We start from the raw sequence: 22,487 nt of genomic DNA, 5'->3' as shown, positions 1-22,487 counted from the left end.
CTACAAGGAGCCATATCCAATCAACCAAGAGAAGAAAAATTTTTCATTATTAGTCAATCCTCTTCTTTTCAAGGAGAGGTAATAATTAATTATTAATAATTAATTATTAATTGTTGAAATACTTTAATATCAATCATCAAAATGTTTGAATAAGAATTTATCATGAATAAACTCTTTTCAACCTTCCCCTGTTTTCTCCTGTCTTGCTTCCATCAAAGTATTAGTATTCAATCGAATATAATATAACCTGTGAATAAATAGTCACAACCAACAGCACGAATACTCACATTCTCTAACTCCACAGCTTCTGTCATTTTAATTAATCCTAAATCTCCCACAGGTGAAGGTGCTGTTTGCCCACCAATAATTTTAGGAGCAATAAAAGCCAATATTTTCTGCACCGCACCATCAGCGATCGCCCTTGCTGCCAAAGTTCCCCCGCATTCCCAAAGTACGGAAAGAAATCCGCGATTGTAGAGATTTTCCATCACCTTTGCCGGAGTCAATGATGAAACTTCTACTACTTCAACCCCTTTTTGCCTCAAATATTGCTGAAATTCTCGATTAGACTCTACCTCCGTAAACACTAAAGTATTAGCTTCATCAACATTCCATAAATTAGCCTCTGTAGGCAAATCTAGACTGCGACTCATAACCACCCGCAAAGGATTATCAACTTTACTGCCGCGACTCGTCAAAAGTGGATTATCTCGACGCACCGTATTCCCTCCAATAATCACCGCATCACAAGCAACCCGTAACTTATGTACTTCACTCCGCGCTACCGGTGATGTAACCCATGCACTATGACCTGTAGTAGTAGCAATTTTGCCATCAAGAGTCATGGCATATTTCAAAATTCCAAAAGGTTTTTGGTGGAGTATTCGGTGAATAAAAGCTTCATTTAGTTGACGACATTCAGCTTCTAACACTCCAACCACCACTTGAATACCAGCTTCTCGTAATTTTGCAATACCACTACCTGCAACCAAAGGATTTGGATCGATCATTCCAACCACAACCTTTGCCACACCTGCTGCAATTAAAGCTTCCGTACAAGGTGGCGTGCGTCCATAGTGATTACATGGTTCTAAACTCACATAGACAGTAGCTCCTTTTGCTTTTTCACCTGCCTCCTTGAGAGCAAAAACTTCTGCATGAGGATGACCTGCACCAGGATGAAACCCTGTTCCTATAATTTGGCCATTTTGAGCGATCGCACAACCTACCATGGGATTAGGGGCAGTTTTACCTAAAGCTTGTTGGGCCAACTCTAGACAATAACCCATGATTACCCGATCGAATTTTTGTTGATTTTCACCTCGATCAAATTCTGACATCTTCAAATTTTTAGCTTCAAAGTACAAATTAAATAGACATTTCCAGAAAAAAGGGAGTAGGGAGTAGGGAGTAGGGAGTAGGGAGTAGGGAGTAGGGAGTAGGGGGAAAGAATTAATGAATCAGAGTGGGATAATTAATTTATTTTTTATTATTGGAGATGTCTAATGAAGAAAGAGGGTCATTAATGCTCCGCAAACGAGGGCGTCTCAAAAAAAATCTGCTGATTGCTGTTAGCTCCGCATTCCGCAGGAAAAGCTGACCGCTGAGGTGCTTCTTTAACTACTCTTGAGACGCTCCATTAATGCTTCAAATCTAGACTTAGCTACCGCACTATTGTCTACTAATATTTCAGTATTATTATTCCCATAACTATCTTGATAAAGTAAATCTTTATGTTCACTAAAGCGGGTTACAGTACCGCGTAATCGATTCGATAAAAACTTAGTAATTGCTCGATAAAATCTGAGAGAAAATAATACATCTTGCTCTAATTTTTCATTTAATTTTTGTTTAGAGATAGACAGAATTAAAGTATTTTCTATCGCCTTTACAGTAGCAGATGGTAATCGACCATCTACAAAAGACATCTCTCCCAAAATTTCACCAGAAGTAATAATACCTATTTCTTGATTTCCAACACCAGCTACATAAGCTTTCATTGTGCCATCAAGTACAATATAAAGAGCATCAATTGGTTGACCTTCATGGATTAATATAGTGTTAGTAGTAATTTTTTCCTTACTACCATTAGCAATCATCCAATCAATGTCATGATTGCTCAATTCCCCTAAAATAGCTAACACTTTACTCATAGGATATTTGTTTAAAAATACATATTTCTAAATGACTTAACTTAAGTATTTAACTGGACATAATACATTAAACCTGAAACGGCGATTCATTCCTACTAAACAGATTTTACCAACATTAATACCAATTATCAAAAATAATACTATAAAAAGGAATTTGGAAATTTATACCTACTAAGAGGCTGATCATCATATTTCCTACCTAATCTCTATCATGATTTTTATTCTTTTTTCTTCCTTACCTTTTTGCGAAATTGTTTGATGCAACAATTATTACTAAATAACTCTAGGAAAACTTTTTTGCCTTAAGCAAGCTCCAGTATAATGCCACCATCATTCCTAGTAATTTTGTAAATCGAAGGGTTTGATAAGTTATCGATCGCCTTGATGAGCTTAATATTTTACCGATTTAGTTTACAATACTTCACAAAATTAGTTACTATAGTTTAAGATGAGGTTAACTTTTTCCTAGTCTATCCTTAGACCAGATAATTTACCACTTTGAAAATAGTTATAAAAACTAATAATCCTGATAAGGAGTTAAAATATAACCATGACTGACAACTACCCTTCAACTACTGAGAAAAATTTAGAAAATTATCTTGAGATAGATAAACCAGAAGAAGCTTGTGGCGTTTTCGGAATTTATGCCCCAGAAGAAGATGTAACTAAACTCACCTATTTTGGCTTATATGCACTACAGCATCGAGGTCAAGAGTCTGCAGGAATTGCTACTTTTCAAGACGATCGAGTTTACATACATAAAGGAATGGGGCTAGTATCTCAAGTATTTAATGAGTATATCTTACAGCAGTTGACTGGTAATATAGGAATTGGTCATACTCGTTACTCTACTACAGGCTCTAGTCAGATTATTAATGCTCAACCTGCTCTTGTTGAGACCCCTCTTGGACCTTTAGCAATCGCACATAATGGTAATCTTGTCAATACACAAGAATTAAAAAAAGAACTAATCAACCGTGGATGTAACTTTAAGAGCACTACAGATTCAGAAATGATTGCATTAGCGATCGCCACAGAAGTTAAAAGTGGTAAAAGCTGGCTAGAAGCTGCTATTAGTGCTTTTCATTTGTGTCAAGGAGCTTTCAGTTTAACCATTGGTACTCCAGAAGGTCTGATGGGAGTACGCGACCCCCACGGAGTACGGCCCCTTGTGATTGGTACTTTAGAAGATATCAACCCAAAAAGATATGTCCTTGCCTCAGAAACCTGTGCTTTAGATATTATTGGTGCAGAATATCTTCGAGATGTTGAACCTGGAGAGTTAGTTTGGATTACAGAAGAAGGTATGGCTTCCTTCCATTGGAATCAGAAACCACAAAGGAAGCTATGTATTTTTGAAATGATTTACTTTGCCCGCCCTGACAGTATAATGGAAGGTGGTAGTTTATACAGCTACAGACTGAAAATAGGACGCCAGTTAGCAAGGGAATCTTTAGTAGAGGCAGATATGGTAATAGGTGTTCCTGATTCTGGTATTCCAGCAGCTATAGGTTTTTCTCAAGAATCAGGTATTCCCTATGCTGAGGGATTAATTAAAAATCGCTATGTTGGCCGTACCTTTATTCAGCCCACTCAACACATGAGAGAATCAGGTATCCGAATGAAACTTAACCCTCTCAAAGATGTACTAGAAGGTAAGCGAATTATTATGGTTGACGATTCCATTGTGCGTGGCAACACCAGTAAAAAAATCGTTAAAGCTTTGCGAGATTCTGGCGCAACAGAAGTTCACATGAGAATTTCTTCTCCACCAGTTACTCATCCCTGTTTTTATGGCATCGATACAGATAACCAGGAGCAATTAATTGGAGCAACAAAATCAGTTGCAGAAATTGCTGAACAAATAGGTGTTGATTCTCTGGCATACTTGAGTTGGGAGGGGATGTTAAGAACAACGGATGAAGATCCTAAGACTTTTTGTTCTGCCTGTTTTACTGGTGACTATCCTATTCCTTTGCCAGACAAATTGAAGCGTTCTAAACTTGTTCTAGAAAATCCTGTCCAAGTTTAAAATGGTGAAATACAGTGGTTTGTGTATAGCTTAAGTAGAATTTTGGTATTCACAAAATAGTGAGTAATGTTATTCATTTTTGCCGGTCTCAATTGTGGTTAAGATAGTAGGAAACCAGAGGATAAATACTGAATATATCTTCAATTAAATGATGTAGCAAAAAAAATAATATGAAAAACAGTCAAAGACCTAACAATTAATGATAATTGTAGTCCTATACTACCGATATTCTAATTACTGACTACTTACTGTAATTACAATTCGTTTAATGGCAAACTGTGATAATCTTTGATGATTGATTACTGAATAATAAAAACTTTTTGTATGAGATACCCACACCTTTTTCAAGATTATCGTGTGGGTGTCTAAGTTTAAGAGCTGATTTATAAAGTAAATATTAAGAGGCTAAGTTCCTTACTATACTTGGGCTTTGAAAGTTATAGTTCAGTAATGCCTGAATCCCTGAGAGTTAGATTACATAAGAGTTTCAACTAAGTTTAGGAATCAGCTCTAAAGTAATATTTAGCGCATAAGCATCATAATTTATAGTTGTTTAACTTAAGGATGAGACACTTTTTTAGCTGAAACTCTTTCACAGTAAGAAACTATCGTCTCAATCTAAACTGAAATGACTATATACCAAATCTGTTTATTAATTATATTGCTCCGTCAAAATAAAAATGATGGGTATTTCAAAATTGAAAAGCCGATCAATCAAAATTTTTGATAGTTTATCATCCGTTAAAATTCTTTTGACACACCACTATTTTTCAATTCATCTTTAACGCTCCTACTTGATACAAAACAGAACTATTTGATCAAATTTTTGCAACTTTATCGAAAAATCCCTGACCTAAAACCCAGACTTTTAGAGTGTGAATTAAAAAAAATTTTGAACAAAACTTCTCATGCCCGGTTTTTTTATACTATCTGACAAAGTCTAGTATCATGTCTGTTTGAATAACCACTTCGGAAAAATTTAGGGAGTAGGGAACAAGGGAAAATTTGTTTTCTGCACATTCCGCACCGAAAAAATATTCTCTCTCAAAAGAAGAACATTTTTATTATGGCTAATTAATGAGACTTGATATCAGATTAAGGTCGAACCATAATAATTTATGAGTGCCTCCTACGGAGGAGTTACGCTTTCAAAGTCAAAGCTAAACTTCAGAAATAAGTAGAAATAGATGATCCTATTTGTACATCTAAATTCATCCAAAATTTGTCGATTCTTAATATTTATGGCGATCAAAAAATTAACAACTATTACTTTTGAGAATCTGTATCCGTCACGTTTGTTTGTCCCAAATATTTCTTAAGATAAGGTGAAAACACTTCATAAATTAATGTCAGTGGTTGGCCATGATGCCAAAATAGGTAATGTCGCCCCCAAAATGGTCCTAACTCGCCAAAAGCTAACTCTAATTCTCTAGAATGACCATAATAAATTCCCTGGACATCTCGATATAATTCAGTCCGCAAACGAGCTAAACTAGCCCAGATAGGCAAAGACCGATTTTGCAAATACTCATCCACATGACTCGCTTCCCACCAGGAAGCAGCATAAGCTAGCCTTTGTCCTGAAGTTGTTCTCAACCATACCTGTCGTCGCAGTCTAGGGCCAGGTACAACATGAATTAAGTCAGGGGCATTATCAAGATTCATGCCAATGGGACACATATCAATTACATCAACTTCTGTGGGTTCAGTTGTCAAAAGTTGCAAGTGACGAGTGGGAGAGCCATCTCCAAGTAGTAATATTTGCCATGCAGGTGAAAGTTGGGAATGGGGTAGACCTTGGCGAACTACTTCTTCTCCTCCTTGCCATAAGGGAGCTAGGGAGTACCAAGGCTTGGGTTGTATAATAGGATTTTTGGGTGAAATAGCAGTCAATTTTTTTCTTTACAAAACTTAACTTAGTTATTTCGATCATAGCGTCCCGACTCAATTCTTTCTACTAGCATCAAAATAATTAGGGTTTGCTTATGGAAGTCTTATGGGTGAGGGTAGGAGTCAGAAGTCAGAATTCTGAATTCAGGAGGAATGAGGAATTGCAGAGGATGTAGTTGGAACAATTGTTCTGAGATTTTTCTCTTGTCTGCTCAAAATCCTTACATTTTCAGCTTAAGGGAGCAAAAACCTTGCACTTTTTTAGTACACGCCTTGGCTAATATCTTTATATATCAATGCTTTTAGATTTAATCAGCAAGCCCTAATTAGGGTTTGCGTATGGAAAGTCTTTTGGTAGAGGTAGATCAATTTAGAGGAGTATTTAAACTGCCTCTAAATCTTTTATGGGGGACTTCAAGCCATTCCTTTAAGAAGTATTAATGGAAGATAAAAACTTTCTAGTATTGGCTTTTTGTTTCTTCCTTTCCTAGATAATGCTGCACATTCATATCATGCTGTAAAACAAGTCAAGCAAGTTAAAGTTCAAGAAATATTTTTGCTATATTTCATACTATTAGTAAACAAAAATTAAATTACTGGGTATATGAATAAAATATAGCGCTAATACCAATTTCATAAAAATTTGTCTATAAGGTAACAACTTCATAAAATAACGGGTGCATCTCAATGCATTAATAAAGCCAAAAATTTATCGCTTTTAGGCAACAGCTCCGGAAAGCAACAGCTCCGGAAAGCAACAGGGAATAGGGAATAGGGAATAGGGAATATATAGGAAAAAAGTATTTTTGCAAATATGAGATGCACCCAAAATAACAGGGAATATTAAAAGATAAGTCTATGAAAAAAGATAAAAAAAAATTAATATTTATAACATCTGCAAGAGATAAAATTTTCTACTATAGATATAAAACACAGATTAAGATGTAAGTAATACCAAATTTAACGCATTTTTGCTACATATTTTTTAGAGTAGGGAGTAGGTAAATAACGAATAATATATCTTTACTTCATACAAATAATTGCTCAAAACATTACTGAACCTTACTTATTACTTAATAACTGAAGTGTCACATAGTAAGCATTTCCTGCGGAATGCTGCGCAAACAGCTATTAGCTGTCAGCTATCAGCAACAAGACTCTCTTCTTAAGGACAGTGTTTAAATTAACGACTGACTTTAAGGGCAAGGAAGACAACTTTTATAGTAAGACAATTAATCAAGCTTCTATCCTAAATTGAAATCAATAGCTGTTAACGCAGTTCCTCCGGAGGAGGCTAGCTGATGGCTGACCACTGAATGCTTACTTCACATAAGTATAGGATAATTTTTAATAATTGGTATGACTAGGTCTAAATTTGGTATAAGAAAAAAAGACTGACAGCGATTAAATCCTAAAATGTTACATATTCTTTGAGTATAACTTAGTACTGAACCCTGTACTATTAGTTGCTCAGATATTAAGTATGAGACAAGAGAGATAATTTATAAATAATCAAAATTATGAATAAAAAACAACCATCATCCTTATGGAAATCAATGACTAACAAGGCATCAACAGTTAGAGAAAATCTTGGTAAAAAAGTATCTAAAGCCGGGCAGTCAATCAGTGAAAAAGCTTCCGAAACTGCTAAAAGTAAAGCTTCAGAAATAGAAGAAATGATCGGTAATAAAACATCAGATGTTGGTAATTATTTGAGAGAAACTGCTAAAGAATATGTTTTGGGAAAACAAAAAACTAATTCTGAATCATCTTCTGAATCATCGCCAGAAATAGAAAATGATTTAGAACAAGAAGAAATATATCATATCTTTGTTGCTTATCAGGTTGCGAGTCAGGGAGGTACTCAAAAAGTTACTCTTAAATCAGGTAAAAGCTATAACGTGAAAATTCGCACCAATAGTACTGAAGGCTCTACTTTACGATTAAAAAAATGCGGTTTACAAGGAAATGACGCCTTTCTAGTTTTACATACTTTTTATAATCCCGAATTAAATCTAGACCGTCGGATGAATAATTTGATAATTCATTCATCAATTTATGAAAGAAGTAAAACTAGGTGTTTAGAAGCTTATAACAGAATTAATACTGGTTTATATGTTTATGATTTAGCAGCACTCAATCTATTGGATTTTATTGTTAACTCTTCAAATATAGATTCTTTGATTGGTTTACGCTATACAATTGCTAGTGAAAATTCCCGGTGGATAGGTATTGATAAAAGTGTAGAAGAAGTTTTAGAATTTGCCAATTTAAGTGAAACTGAAAAATATCAAATTAAGAGTATTTATCAATATATTAAAGCAGAAGATCCTTTGCCTAAATTAGAAAATTTTCAACAGTTAAATGCGATGATTTTAAATTCAGCGATCGCCTCTGAGCTGAAAGATAAATATTTATTGGCAAGTGCCACATCAACTGGGTTAAGAATAGATATGTTAATTGTAGATTTAATTTACAATAGCCCAGAAATAAATGATAATCAGCGTCGGAAATATTTATCCTTCTATCAGCAGATTAAAGAAGGTGCAAAAGTGGCAGATAATTTGATTTCAGAAAGTTTAGATGGGATAATTATGCAGGGAAAAATTCCGAGAATATGCAAAATTGTCTATCAACTTTTAAGAGAAAGATATTTTGAAATAGAAATAGAATTAGAAAGACTAGAACGAGAAGAATTTTACTCAGTTTTTAACAAATTCAAGAAAGTAGAACAGTTTGTCAAACAGGCAGAAAATCCAGCAAAAACTACAAATAGTTTCGGGAATATTGCCATTCAGAAAGGAATGTTAATCGAAGAAGCAGATGATGCGGTGGTGAGTGGTGGTGTTGGAGTATTAGCAGGAGTAAAAGTATTAAAAGGAGGAAAAGCTTTAATTGGAGCTGTTGGTTTAGTAGCGATCGCCTCTACATTGGAAATGAGTAATCAGGAGAAAATTAAATTAGGAATTACTGAGGAGGGAAATTTTTCTGGAGCAGTTGCTTATAGTGGAATTATGAATGCTATTAATCAAGTTAGTTGGGTAATTGGCGATAGTAGAGAAAGAAAATTAGAGCATAAATTAGATATTTTTGGAATCTTAAAAGGTAGTCAGGATAAAAAGCAAATTTTGCAAGAATTGGAAACTAAATTGTATAGTTAGAATCCATAAATAAGGTATTAGGTGTTAGGTGTTAGGTTTTAGGTTGTGGACTGATAGTAGATAAAATCAATTAGTGTCGCTACCCGGAAGTTAAAAGTCATGCATTTAAAAGCGAGTACTAATTGGCGAGGTCTCCTACGGCGCTTTTAAAGTGCGGAAATGGTTCCGCACACATCACCTCCAGAATGTAAGACGCACATCTGAAAGTCAATCATTTTTGATTTGTAATTGTTTTAGGATTTTGTAACTGGTCAGTTATTTCCGCCATCCTACATTAGGTACATAAAAAAAGTTACATAATTGGGTTGAATATAAATCAATACAGTTTAGATAAAACAACAATTAATCTGATAAGCAAGTTCAACAATTAATAATGAATAATGAATAATGAATAATTACCTCTCCTGGAAAAGAAGAGGATTGACTAATAATGAAACTTTTTTTTATTATCCCCTTAAAAGGGGAGGCGCATACCCACAATTTTTCGGTAAAAATATGCTTTTTATGCCACAGGTTTATCCTAAAAATTATTAACTGAACCCTATTGGAAAAATCAAAATTTACACCAGATTTAACTATGATTAGGCGATAGTTTTTTTAACTTATGTAGAATAGCGACCGCTGATTTTTGTTTGAGATATTAGGGAGCAATTTCTAGTATTACAGCAGAAGGAAGAAGGAAGGACTGAAGTTGGAAAAAGGAAAAATCTTGCGTTGCCTGAGTTTTAAGCTTTTGATATGTCCGCGCCCTTTCCTTCGACTACTATAATAAATTGTCTCAAAATAAATTACAGAAACAAAATTGCCCGTATTTTTACTAGAAATACAATTAACAGATAATCCTGTTAGGGAATAGCAAAAAATAAATTATCCAACTCTTGGACTCCCTTTATTCTCTACTTGTTGTTCTCCTAAATTCAGTGCAATGGGATATTTTTCACTTAGAAGTCCCTTATACCAATTTGATGTGAAGCTGCACAGAATTAGGTGTTAGGTATTATGCCAAGCATGATAAGTGTTTGTTACAAATAGTATCAGCACCGAAGTTGTAAGAAGGAAGACCGAAGTTGGAATAAACAGATCGGGAAAAAACGAAAAACAATCGAAATAGGTGACTTATATATAGGATTAGACAAGTTCTTTTTAGGCATAATTTTCAGCCTTTTTTTGTAGCATTCTTTTTTCAAATTGGTGTGAGGTGTGAGGTGTGACGTCTCAGGTATTAGGTATTGAATGTTATACCAATTTTATGTAAAGCTGCACAGAATTATGAAATTTATTAACTTGTCTATCTCGATCTACAGTCAACCCTGATTAAAATATTATTCTACGCAACTTAGAAATGAGTTTGGTTTTATAACACACGAACGAGTTGGTGTTTGACATAGACTGATGATGAAGCTTCAACAATTAATAATGAATAATGAATAATGAGTAATTACCTCTCCTTGAAAAGAAGAGGATTGACTAATAATGAAACTTTTTTTTATTATCCCCTTAAAAGGGGAGGCGCATACCCACAATTTTTCGGTAAGACATAGAAATGTTTTTCCTGCTGTTCCCTGTTCCCTGTTCTCTGTTCCCTACTATAGTAAAAATAATCCTAAATCAACAACAGGAATATAGTAGTTTTCTACAGCCATAATTTTTTCCTAATATCCTAATTTATACTTAACCAATATATTATTAGAATAGTCAATCAATACAAATTAATATGTTAGAAGTCAGACAACCAAAATATCCTGTTATTTCTTATAATCATATTCTTTCTGAACCTTCTATTAACCGCAAAGATCCATGTGAAGTTATTCGTGAATTAATCTCTAATTCTTATGATGCCAATGCTTCTAACATTCAAATATACCCACTTTTACAAGAAAAAGGATTTATATATTTTGATAATGGCATTAGTTTAAGTGAAACAGAAGAAATTAATGGTATTACTCCTTATGTAGCTTTTTTCTCAATCGGAAAATCCACAAAAATTCAAGGAGAGTCTATAGGGTATAAATGTCAAGGTTCTAAACTTTGTTTTGCATCTAAAAAAATTACTGTTATTACTAAATGTTCAGATGAACCTTGGTGGAGATATATATCAATAGATAATCCACAAAAAAATATTAATGAGTCTTTTAATATTTATTCTCAGTTTGACGATCAACCTTGGAATATTTTAACTGAACTTTTTCCTACAGCAAAATCTCAAACAAAAAATATACTTAAAAAATTAAATCAAGATTTTTTTTACTACTCAATTAAAAGAAAAGAGCTTAAAAGACACAGTTCACAGAGGACTAGAATATAAACACACTTTTTCACCTTCACCGACAGATGAATATAATCATCCTTTTATTGTGACCAATTTTATAGTTTGTTAGCATATCTCCATACCAGAAGAGCGGGAACTAATTAAAGATGCTTATGGCTATTTTGGATATGTATCTTTAACTGAAGAATTAAATAATATTGGTTATGAAATAGTTGATGTTGAAAGTCAAACAGGTGAAATTCATAACCAAAGCATTAAAGTAATTAGCTTAAAGAAATTACTAGATAAGACTTTTGATTGTGAATGGACTACTCCTCCAAAATAAGCACTTCATCACATCTAAAACTTTACTTTTTTGCTTTTAGATAGTTCGTCGTATTTGCTGCGGAGTATATTTCAAAGATTTTCCAATTATCTGGCCAGAAAAATTTTCTAGGCGATCGCCCCATCCCAAAAACACACCTTGAGGTATTTCTCCAGCTCAAACATTAGAACAGCTATAGCACTATAGTTATTCACTAGACAGGACTTAGGTCAAAGCACTATATATAGTAGATAAAAACTATAGCACTATGGTACATATAGTTGTTTTATCGGAAAAATCCCTTAGTCCTGACTGGAAGATTTTTCGATTATCTAGCCAGAAAAATTTTCTAGGCGATCGCCTCTTCCCAAAAAAACACCTTCAGGCATTTCTACAGCTCAAACATTAGAACAGCTATAGCACTATAGTTTTTGATTGAAAGCTCACAAAATGTGAATGACTGCCATGAGAAAACTATAACGTTTGAGTTTAAGATACTTCCACTCCCCACGGAATCATTCTGAACGCCACCAAAAAATGGAGACTGAGGTAAGTGGGGAGCAATAAATCTCCCCTTCACCCACAATAATTGGAAGCTCACAAAATGTGAACGACTGCCATGAGAAAACTATAACGTTTGAGTTTAAGATACTTCCACTCCCCACGGAATCATTCTGAACGCCACCAAAAAATGGAGACTGAGGTAAGTGGGGAGCAATAAATCTCCCCTTCACCCACAATAATTGGAGGCTCACAAAATGTGAACGACTGCTATGAGAAAACTATAACGTTTGAGTTTAAGATACTTCCACTCCCCACGGAATCATTCTGAACGCCACCAAAAAATGGAGACTGAGGTAAGTGGGGAGCAATAAATCTCCCCTTCACCCACAATAATTGGAGGCTCACAAAATGTGAGCGACTGCTATGAAAAAACTATAACGTTTGAGTTTAAGATACTTCCACTCCCCACATAATCATTCTGAACGCTACCAAGAATAGGTCAAGGCACTATATATAGTAAATAAAAACTATAGCACTATGGTATGTATAGTGGTTTTGTCGGAAAAATCCCTTAGTCCTGACTAAAAGAATTTTCCATTATCTAGCCACAAAAATTTGCTAGGCGATCGCCTCATTCCAAAAAGACACCTTGAGGTATTTCTCAATCTCAAACATTAAAGCTATAGCACTATAGTTATTTACTAGACAGGACTTAGGTCAAAGCACTATATACAGTAGATAAAAACTATAGCACTATGGTACATATAGTGGTTTTGTCGGAAAAATCCCTTAGTCCTGACTAGAAGAATTTTCGATTATCTAGCCAGAAAAACTTTCTAGGCGATCGCCTCATGCCAAAAAGACACCTTGAGGTATTTCTCCAGCTAAAACATTAAAGCTATAGCACTAAAGATATAGCGCTATAGTTTTAATTCTCCATATCTAAAATTAATTCCTGAGTCCAAAAAAGAGAAAATCAGAGGTTAAACTAACAACCCCTGACTATTCTCCAATGCGGATGGCGAGACTCGAACTCGCAAGGCAAAGCCACACGCCCCTCAAACGTGCGCGTATACCAATTCCGCCACATCCGCTCTAGTTAGCATCTATCAACCAAACTTCCAGAAAATTATGGAATTTTAGCTAACAATATACAATAATAACATAAAATTCTGGAATGTCTACAAGAAATTTTCTAAAATCTTTTTAATGTAGTAGCCGTTGGGTTGGTTAGGACATTATCCCTCCTCTAAAATTTAGTCACAGTTAAGAATGTGCAAAGGGTCATTGACTCCCAATCGCTTATGACAAAAAATAAGGTCAATAGCTTCCCCCTTTCAAAGGGATAAAAAAGCGGTCGTTAGCGGAGCGCACCCGTTGGGTGGGATGGATGGGTGTCCTAACCATATCCAATCGACCAAGAGAAAATAAACTTCAGTATTTCAACCCTTTGGCTTTAGCCAGAGTTACTGATAACTGATAACTGATAACTGATAACTGATAACTGAAATGCGGTTCTCTAAAATCCTAATAGCCAACCGAGGCGAAATAGCCCTACGCATTCTCCGCACCTGCGAAGAAATGGGCATAGCCACCATAGCCGTCCACTCAACAATAGACCGCCATGCTCTCCATGTGCAACTGGCGGACGAAGCAGTTTGCATTGGTGAACCAACCAGCAGCAAAAGCTATCTCAACATTCCCAATATTATCTCAGCAGCCCTAACTAGGGACGCCTCTGCCATCCATCCAGGCTATGGCTTCCTAGCAGAAAATGCCCGATTTGCAGAAATCTGTGCTGACCACGACATTGCTTTTATTGGCCCATCACCAGAAGGGATTAGGGCAATGGGAGACAAATCTACAGCCAAAGAAACCATGCAAAAAGCCGGAGTTCCCACAGTTCCAGGAAGTGATGGTCTTCTCACAGACGAAAAAGAAGCAGAAGCGATCGCCAAAAAAATCGGCGTTCCCCTGATGATCAAAGCCACTGCCGGAGGTGGAGGACGAGGAATGAGACTGGTTCGCCAAGAAAACGAACTATTAAAACTGCTTCAGGCAGCTCAAGGAGAAGCAGAAGCAGCCTTTGGCAACTCTGGAGTCTACATAGAAAAATTCATTGAACGTCCGCGTCACATTGAATTTCAAATCCTGGCCGATAGTCACGGAAACGTGATTCACCTGGGAGAGAGAGACTGTTCTATTCAGCGTCGCCATCAAAAGTTACTAGAAGAAGCTCCCAGTCCAGCATTAAGTCCTAAACTACGTCAGAAAATGGGAGAAGCTGCAGTAAAAGCAGCCAAGTCCATCAATTATATAGGTGCTGGCACTGTGGAATTTCTCCTAGACCAGTCTGGTGAATTCTACTTCATGGAAATGAATACTAGGATTCAAGTAGAACATCCAGTCACAGAACTAATTACAGGACTTGACTTAATTGCCGAGCAAATTAGAATTGCCCAAGGAGAGAAACTGCGACTAACCCAAAAGCAGGTTACTTTTAATGGCCATGCAATAGAATGCCGAATTAACGCTGAAGACCCAGACCATAATTTTCGCCCCCATCCTGGTCGCATTAGTGGTTATTTACCACCGGGAGGTTTAGGAGTGAGGATGGACTCTCATGTTTACACAGACTATGAGATTCCACCTTACTATGATTCTTTGATTGGTAAACTAATAGTTTGGGGACAAGACCGTCCTACTGCTATCCAGAGGATGAAACGTGCTCTAAGGGAATGTGCTGTGACAGGAATTCCCACAACTATAAGCTTTCATCAAAGAATTTTAGAGACTCCAGAATTTCTGGAAGGGCAAGTATATACAAACTTTGTTGAAACCGTGATGAAGCCTGATAGTAGTAAATAATTTTTATTATTAGCTACAGCATCATTCTCAATAAACCTTGCTGGCCCAAAAGCAACTCTCGTAATAAGCTGAAAATCCCTACCCAAATAATCGGACTAATATCTACTCCACCTAGAGGAGGCACAATTTTCCTAGTGGGGGCTAAAAATGGTTCTGTCGGCCAAAAAATCAAATTAAACGGAAGTTGATTGATATTTACCTGGGGATACCATGTAAGAACAATTCGGAAGATAAATAAGAAAGTCATTAACCCCAGGGCAATACCTAGAGTCCAATTAGCTAATGTCAAATAGTCCATAAGACAATAAAAAAATGAAATTTTGTCAATTAAAAATTAGCTTTAAGTTACTTGAATTGTATTTCAAATTATCTCAAGGTTGAAGACTCGCGCTCTCCATCCCCACTTAATTTACTACTACCAAAATTTGTACTGAAAAAAATCGCAAACCGCTATAATATCTAAAATAAAGTAAATCAAATTTTGTGGCAAAGGGCAATAATCCATGACTCCTTCTTTATCAAACTTCTTATTAAGTCTACTGGCGGGAACTCTAATTGTAGTTATTCCTGCTACAATTTTTCTGATATTCGTCAGCCAAAAGGATAAAGTTACTCGTTCCTAGACCCTAGATACTAGACATTTTTCTTTTTGGAGCAAAAGTTAAGTCAGAATACCATTTCCTAGAAGTCTAAAAATCATGAATTCTTCTTAGGAATAAACTTTTTTCTGCAATAACTTAACAGTTATGTGAAGAGCCGAAAAGCAAACTATTTTAGGTTTAAGTTTCACCTAATTTTTTTTTGCAAAGACAAAGTTAAAGCCTCAGACTATAGAATAGGGAAGACAGTGATATAATTGTCCAAACCTAACAAGCTGAGGTTTTTCTTTGTTAAATTGATGATATAGCAGAAGGCAAAAGGAAAAATCTGGCGTTGTCTGAGTTTTTAGCTTTTGATATGTCAAATATAGTAATGGCGACTGCTATACAATATCCAACTAAATATTAAATAAGCTTTATTCTACCAAGTAACTTCAAGTCCAGATACCAAGTCAGGGTAGAAATTTTAAACTTGAATTACTAATTTATGACTTACTTAGGAGATTTAGAATGGTCAACTTAGGATTAAATTGGAGTAGTTTGCTAGGAATAATCCTGGCCGTAGCAGGAGCAGGACTATACTTCCTCCGCACATGGCGTCCAAAGCTAGCTAGAGACCACGATATTTTCTTTGCCGCCATTGGCTTACTATGTGGAGGTATTCTTATATTCCAAGGCTGGAGACTAGACCCTATTTTAGCTTTCGGTCAGTTTTTGTTAACTGGTAGTGCCATATTTTTTGCAGCAGAATCTATCAGAATGAGAGGTCTTACAACTAAGCAAGCTAGGGAACGTACTCCTATTGTAGATGAAGAAAGATCGGTAAGTCCTGTTTATGGTTATGCAGAAACAGACTTAGATGAACTAGAACCTTATGAAGAATATCCTGCTAACCGTCGTATCAGAGGTACTCAAGATTATCGTTCTTCTAGGCAAGATAATTTTGAGGATGACTACCGTCGTCGTCCTCCCAATCGTAGAAGTAGTTATGATAGACCAGGAGAAACAAACCCAAGATTACGCAAACGTAGTCCTCGTTCAGAAGATTATTCTACTAGATCGTCTTCTGAATATTGGGAAAACTCTGTAGATTTAGAAGATAAGAGACCTACTTCTCGCAGTCGCGGTAATTTTGGTGATGCTAATAGGCCAGAAGATAGACTACCTCGCCCTCGTAGTCGAGATAGCTGGGAGACTTCTAGTACTGAAGAAAGAGCATCTAATAACCGTACTCGTCGTCCTACTCCTGAAACAAGCTACTCGGAAGAAATATCCTCTAGAACTAGAAAACGTCGTCCACCAGAAGCATCATCTACTGATGGAGAAGCAACATCAGAAAATTATGTAGAGTATACTCCTATGGACTCTGTTGATAGTGATGTTAATGGTTAAATAAATTTATAATAGAAGTAGGAATATTAGGTGGGGATAATTTGTCTTTTTAGAGTAAATAAAAAAATCCCATTTTTCCCCGCCCATTCTATTATTTATTTAGTAGCTGAATATCAATACTTCTGTATAAAATGTATAAAATAAATTTTTGCTGAATCTAAAAAATTATCATCAAAGCTTCACCACAAAATTCCTAATTTACTCATTAATAAGCTGTTTTGTATTCAAGCCATATATCAAATTTTTTTCAAAGGGAAAAGCGTTGCAAACCCGTGGGGTGCGACAGATGCAAGCTGAAGGAACCCGGCGAGGTATCCTAGCCATGGGAATGCTGACCAAGAGAGGGAATGCGCACTCCTGTGAGGAAATATAGAATCTAAATGATTCTTGGCTTATTACTAATTTTCTATTAGTTTATAAACAATAGTTCAAACTGTTCAAATGTTATGAACTCCTCTATCCATTTTCAGTGAACTATAACCCCAATACTTTGCTGTGGTAAAATGAAGCCCTAATTGATTAAATTTCTTGTTTAATTTGCTCTACAACTATAGAAATTTTAGCAGTTTTCAATTTAGTAAAAAATACAAAGTACATAGACTTTAGCCTAAAATTAGAACGAACCTCTTCTCATAGACCTGTGGTGATAATTAATCTCAAACCCTGATCATACATGCATGGGCAAAAACTTAGTTCCCACCAGATGTCTAATGGTAAAAGTTATATGTTTCACTCAAGTGAAAAGTGCTATTGCTATAATTATTAATAACTTTATCTACAAAGCTTGCGCGAAGCTAATGCCTAGAATACTTGAAAGCCAATTCCCAATACAATAGTTAAAGAAGAGATAAATTTAATCTACCATAACTTTTCAGTCTAGTGCTAATAATTATTAGAATAAGTAAGTCGGCCAAATGAAACCTAAAATAACTGATATAGCAGAAGGAAGAAGGAAGAAGGCCCTTAGTTATCTAGGCGATTTAGTTATCTAGGCGATTTAGTTATCTAGGCGATTTAGTTATCTAGGCGATTTAGTTATCTAGGCGATTTAGTTATCTAGGCGATTTAGTTATCTAGGCGATTTAGTTATCTAGGAGAGGACTGAAGTTGGAAAAATCTGACGTTGTCTGAGTTTTAAGCTTTTGATATATCCTAACCTTTCCTTCCACTGCTATAGTAAATTTTTCCCAACCCCGGCCAAATTTTTACTCCTGTACCTCGCACATATGACAATTCTCCTATGGGACTCCTCCTCTTCAAAGTTAATTTTATTTATGACTAGGTACTTAATCTGAGAAAGTTGCTCAAATGTAATAGTAAGTAGCTGAAGGTAAAATTGAAAAACTTATGTTTTTCGTTGATACTTAATCTAAAAATCATTACCACTCAGCAACGCTAATCTAAGAGCTACAATAAAAATGATAATAGTTTTAATATTACATTGTTTCCACGCTAAAATTTATAGAGACAAAATAATGCCAAATCTCACGCATTTTTGCTACATCTTCTTGAGAGCAGGGATTAGTAGGGACGTTACATGCAACGTTCCCAAGTCCTAGGTCAATCAAGAATAAGATATCTTTACTTCATACAAATAATTGCTAAAAACATTACTAAACCTTACTTATTACTTAATAACTGAAGTTTTCTATAAAAGAAGCATTATTTTTAGGGATTGGTATAACTTTTAAAATGTCTTAATAGGTAGCTGATTCTAATCTATGGAATTAATTATCAATTGAATAAAAATTTTATTAATAAATAATTCAGGAAACAGGTAGACGATAAATTTAGTTTGCGATTTAAAGAATTCAGAATTGATTTTTTCACATAGAATGAGGATAAATAAATAAGTTATACACCCTCACCAAATATTAATATTGGGTGGTCTTTAGTTAGTGGCAACTGCTGAATAACTCACTCATTAATTCTGTCTATTGGCTACTCAACTCCTAACTCTATTTTTCAAAAAATTACTGCGTAATAATATTAAATATAAACTAGACTTGACAAGCAACAATGAATGCCCAATTTTTGTCAAAAACCACATTAAGAATACTTATAGTAGTAGTAGCAGTTGGTGTAAATTTAAGTAATTTTCCTCCAGTCAAGGCTCAAATAAAATTGGATACAATTCCCAGACCCCTGAATAAAAACCGAAAAGAAACGCTACTTTCTCTGAGTCTAGAAGAACAAACTAATATTCGTGTTTATGAACAAGCTAGTCAAGCAGTAGTTTCCATAGATACAGATAAAACTAATGGTAGTGGTGCCATTATCAGTCCCGACGGAATGGTATTAACAAATGCTCATGTCGTATCTCAAGGCGGTGTGGTCAAAATTACCTTAGCAGATGGTAGAAAAGTTACAGCAGATGTCATAGGTTTTGGTGAAGAAGATTTAGACTTAGCAGTTCTCAAAATTCGAGGCGAAAGAAACCTTCCCACTATTAGAATAGCTCGTCCAGGTTCTACAAAGGTAGGTCAGCGAGCTTTTGCAATCGGAAATCCTTTTGGCAGATTTCAAGGTACTCTTACTGTAGGGATAGTTAGTCGTATAGACCGAGAAAGAGGATTTATCCAAACAGATGCAGCTATTAACCCTGGTAATTCCGGGGGACCACTATTGAATAGTTCTGGAGAACTTATTGGTGTCAATACTGCTATATTTACTCGTGGTCAATTAGGGGGTAATATTGGCATTGGTTTTGCTATATCTATAGATAGAGTCCCAGAGTTTCTAAGAGCGGTTCGAGAAGGAAGAGCGCCTTTAGTAGCTCAACAGCAAACAGGAATGTTTGATGAGAGGCAGGCTGAAAAATTAGACCTTAATGGTTTAATAGAAATAAAGGGCAATTTGGACAGTGAATCTAATGTATTACCTGTAGACAATAGTTATTATGACCTTTACGCTTTTGAAGGTTTAGCAGGTCAAAAGATTTCTATTGATATGAGTAGTAATAAAATAGATTCTTACTTAATTTTATTAAGTTCAAATGGTCAAGAATTAGCTCAAGATGATGATAGTGGTGGAGAAAAAAATGCCAGAATTGTGATTACGCTACCAGAAAATGGAACTTACAAGTTATTAGCAAATTCTTATGAAGCGGGAGAGTCAGGAGAATATCAGTTGAAAATTGAGTCTGTTTCACCCAGAATTAGACCTTTCTTTGAGCGTGAAAGGATAAATTACTATAGATAAATTGTCTGAAATTTTATCTACTGATTTATAGATAGGGATATGAAGATTAAAAAAAATTTTTGACCAGAAAGATCGACAAAGGAGGATGAAAAAATTTTGACTTTTAAAGTCACCTACATAGTAAATAGTTGTTTGCCAGTACAGTAGTTAGTAGATATAAGTAGGTTTGAGGAACGGAAACCCAATAAGATGTATTGAGATGAAATACTAAAACTTCTTGCCACATATTCTCCCCTTTTTTAGAGATGAGCTAGAGGTTAGGAGAATCAAGGGAGTGTATTTTGTTTATATGAAATATTAAATTGATTTAAAATGTCATAATGAGCGGATAATAGCAATTTTCTCAAAAAATTTATTTATAGGAAACATGAATTTCTAGGAAGTGCAACAAATTGTATTACAGCAAAATCAAACAGTTAATAAGTTAAGTACAAGTATTGGTTTGAAAATAAAAAAAAGATGATTATAGTGATACTCTGTAACTACTAACTAAAATTTACCCTAAACTTTTTCAATTAATAATTATTCGTGATTATTTCCCACTATGCTAGTAGACTAGTTGGAGAATTTAAGTAGTATATTTATTTGAGGTGATTAATGCGTCAAGCAAGATTTTGGGCGATCGCTCCTTTTGGTCTACTAAGTATTATGGGAAAAACTTTACTTTTCCCTGTCCTTCTATTTCATCCGGTGGTTATCAATTCTAGCTATGCTAATGAAATTTTAGTTCAGGATACCCCAACTCCAGAAGAAACTACTCCAACTCCAGAAGAAACTACTCCAACTCCAGAAGAAACTACCCCAACTCCAGAAGAAACTACCCCAACTCCAGAAGAAACTACTCCAACTCCAGAAGAAACTACTCCAACTCCAGAAGAAACTACTCCAACTCCAGAAGAAACTACTCCAACTCCAGAAGAAACTACTCCAAATCCAGAAGAAACTACTCCAACTCCAGAAGAAACTACTCCAAATCCAGAAGAAACTACTCCAACTCCAGAAGAAACTACTCCAACTCCAGAAGAAACTACTCCAACTCCAGAAGAAACTACTCCTTCTACCCAAGAACAAAAAGTTGGAAAAGAAATATTACAGCTAGAAGGAACACTGAGTGATGGAGACTTAGTACTTCCATCTGATGAAAGTATTTATGATGAACATACTTTTGAAGGAACAACAGGTCAAGTAGTAACTGTAATCTTAGAAAGTCCTGACTTTGATACTTATTTAGCAGTATTTAGTCCTACTGGTGAATTACTGGGAGAACATGATGATGTTAGTCAAAAAAATACAAATTCTCAACTAACAATTACTCTAACTGTTACAGGTAAATATCGTGTAATAGTTAATTCTTACGATAAAACAGGTAGGGGTCAGTATAATCTCCAAGTAATTGAGTCAGGTCATACATCAGATTTATAATTGAAAAAATTTAATGGTTAATGGCTAATATCTAAATGCCATTTAAAGATTAGCCATTAACATTTAGCTGTGAATAAATAAAACAAATAAAACTAAATTATCCTAGTACAAACCTAATAAAAAAATCTGGTAGTGGTGCATAGTAATGGTAGAGGAAGTTGGGGAGTTGGGGAGTTGAGGAATTTCAATAATCGCCGATTTATGAAACAAGAAGCATCGCAATTTGCGATGCATAAAATAGACATTCATTAATGGATAATGGATAATGGATAATGGATAATTACCTCTGGTTAAAACCGTTCTTGATTGAATATAGGGAATATTCTCTTTTCTCTTGGTCGATTGGATATAGCGCAGGTTTCGGAGCCATCCCTCCACCGCTTTTTCCCCTTAAAAGAGTAGGCTTCAAGGCGCGAATTATTTAATAATTAATTATTAATTATTAATTATTAATTATTCGGTAAATCTCAACCAGAATCAGAATATAGATAGAGAAATTCCAGTGATAAAACAGTAATAATTCATGATAAAGTATAATCTCCAAGTAATTGAATCAGGTCAAGCATCAGATTTATAAATACTAATTTTTTGACTATTTAATAGCTAATAGCTAAATCTCATTCTAAAGATTAGCTATTAGCATTAATTAGGACTTGATGATTAACTATAAAACCCACATTCCGCACCACAAA

The 22,487-nt window shown here is 35.2% G+C and carries 12 protein-coding genes, 1 tRNA gene and 1 pseudogene; 9 read left to right on the top strand and 5 right to left on the bottom strand.

Going from position 1 to position 22,487, the window contains the following annotated elements; all coding sequences use genetic code 11:
- Positions 1-227: 227 nt before the first annotated feature.
- A complete protein-coding gene (ribD, locus tag F6K23_RS00940; protein WP_293149636.1) occupies positions 228-1,340 on the bottom strand; it encodes a bifunctional diaminohydroxyphosphoribosylaminopyrimidine deaminase/5-amino-6-(5-phosphoribosylamino)uracil reductase RibD in 1,113 nt (370 codons plus the stop codon).
- 276 nt (positions 1,341-1,616) lie between these two features.
- Complete coding sequence (locus F6K23_RS00935) at positions 1,617-2,153, bottom strand: cyclic nucleotide-binding domain-containing protein (protein WP_293149634.1); 537 nt, start codon at positions 2,151-2,153, stop codon at positions 1,617-1,619.
- 550 nt (positions 2,154-2,703) lie between these two features.
- Between F6K23_RS00935 and purF the strand changes: the two genes are divergently transcribed.
- Positions 2,704-4,185, top strand: a complete 1,482-nt coding sequence (purF, locus tag F6K23_RS00930) for an amidophosphoribosyltransferase (protein WP_293149632.1) — start codon at positions 2,704-2,706, stop codon at positions 4,183-4,185.
- A gap of 1,266 nt (positions 4,186-5,451) precedes the next feature.
- Here the strand turns inward: purF and F6K23_RS00925 are convergent.
- Positions 5,452-6,078, bottom strand: a complete 627-nt coding sequence (locus F6K23_RS00925) for a chorismate lyase (protein ID WP_293149630.1) — start codon at positions 6,076-6,078, stop codon at positions 5,452-5,454.
- A gap of 1,517 nt (positions 6,079-7,595) precedes the next feature.
- Between F6K23_RS00925 and F6K23_RS00920 the strand changes: the two genes are divergently transcribed.
- The 3 genes from F6K23_RS00920 to F6K23_RS00910 all read left to right on the top strand — a co-directional run bounded on the left by F6K23_RS00920 (position 7,596) and on the right by F6K23_RS00910 (position 12,218).
- Positions 7,596-9,236, top strand: a complete 1,641-nt coding sequence (locus F6K23_RS00920) for a hypothetical protein (RefSeq protein WP_293149628.1) — start codon at positions 7,596-7,598, stop codon at positions 9,234-9,236.
- A gap of 1,714 nt (positions 9,237-10,950) precedes the next feature.
- Positions 10,951-11,541, top strand: a complete 591-nt coding sequence (locus F6K23_RS00915; RefSeq protein WP_293149626.1) for an ATP-binding protein — start codon at positions 10,951-10,953, stop codon at positions 11,539-11,541.
- A 536-nt stretch (positions 11,542-12,077) separates the two neighbouring features.
- Positions 12,078-12,218, top strand: a complete 141-nt coding sequence (locus F6K23_RS00910) for a hypothetical protein (protein WP_293149624.1) — start codon at positions 12,078-12,080, stop codon at positions 12,216-12,218.
- Positions 12,219-13,326: 1,108 nt separating this feature from the next.
- Here F6K23_RS00910 and F6K23_RS00905 read toward each other — a convergent pair.
- Positions 13,327-13,407 (bottom strand) — tRNA-Leu (locus tag F6K23_RS00905).
- Positions 13,408-13,822: 415 nt separating this feature from the next.
- Between F6K23_RS00905 and accC the strand changes: the two genes are divergently transcribed.
- On the top strand, positions 13,823-15,181 hold the full coding sequence (gene accC, locus F6K23_RS00900) for an acetyl-CoA carboxylase biotin carboxylase subunit (protein ID WP_293149622.1): 1,359 nt from the start codon (positions 13,823-13,825) through the stop codon (positions 15,179-15,181).
- A 13-nt stretch (positions 15,182-15,194) separates the two neighbouring features.
- On the opposite strand, the gene F6K23_RS00895 is transcribed toward accC, so the two are convergent.
- Positions 15,195-15,479, bottom strand: a complete 285-nt coding sequence (locus tag F6K23_RS00895) for a YggT family protein (protein ID WP_287520618.1) — start codon at positions 15,477-15,479, stop codon at positions 15,195-15,197.
- 205 nt (positions 15,480-15,684) lie between these two features.
- On the opposite strand from F6K23_RS00895, the gene psbX reads away from it, so the two are divergent.
- The 4 genes and pseudogenes from psbX (at position 15,685) to F6K23_RS00875 (ending at position 21,795) form a co-directional block, all read left to right on the top strand.
- A complete protein-coding gene (gene psbX / locus F6K23_RS00890) occupies positions 15,685-15,804 on the top strand; it encodes a photosystem II reaction center X protein (RefSeq protein ID WP_124146589.1) in 120 nt (39 codons plus the stop codon).
- A 486-nt stretch (positions 15,805-16,290) separates the two neighbouring features.
- On the top strand, positions 16,291-17,172 hold the full coding sequence (locus tag F6K23_RS00885; protein ID WP_293149620.1) for a Ycf66 family protein: 882 nt from the start codon (positions 16,291-16,293) through the stop codon (positions 17,170-17,172).
- A gap of 2,019 nt (positions 17,173-19,191) precedes the next feature.
- Positions 19,192-20,328: pseudogene (locus F6K23_RS00880) on the top strand (trypsin-like peptidase domain-containing protein); the annotation flags it as partial.
- A gap of 642 nt (positions 20,329-20,970) precedes the next feature.
- Complete coding sequence (locus F6K23_RS00875) at positions 20,971-21,795, top strand: pre-peptidase C-terminal domain-containing protein (RefSeq protein WP_293149616.1); 825 nt, start codon at positions 20,971-20,973, stop codon at positions 21,793-21,795.
- The last annotated feature ends 692 nt before the right edge of the window (positions 21,796-22,487 follow it).

This window comes from Okeania sp. SIO2C9 (genome assembly GCF_010672455.1).
Taxonomy (GTDB): Bacteria; Cyanobacteriota; Cyanobacteriia; order Cyanobacteriales; family Microcoleaceae; genus Okeania.
Note: the sequence above shows the minus strand (reverse complement) of the source record. Positions and strands in the feature narration are given on the sequence as shown.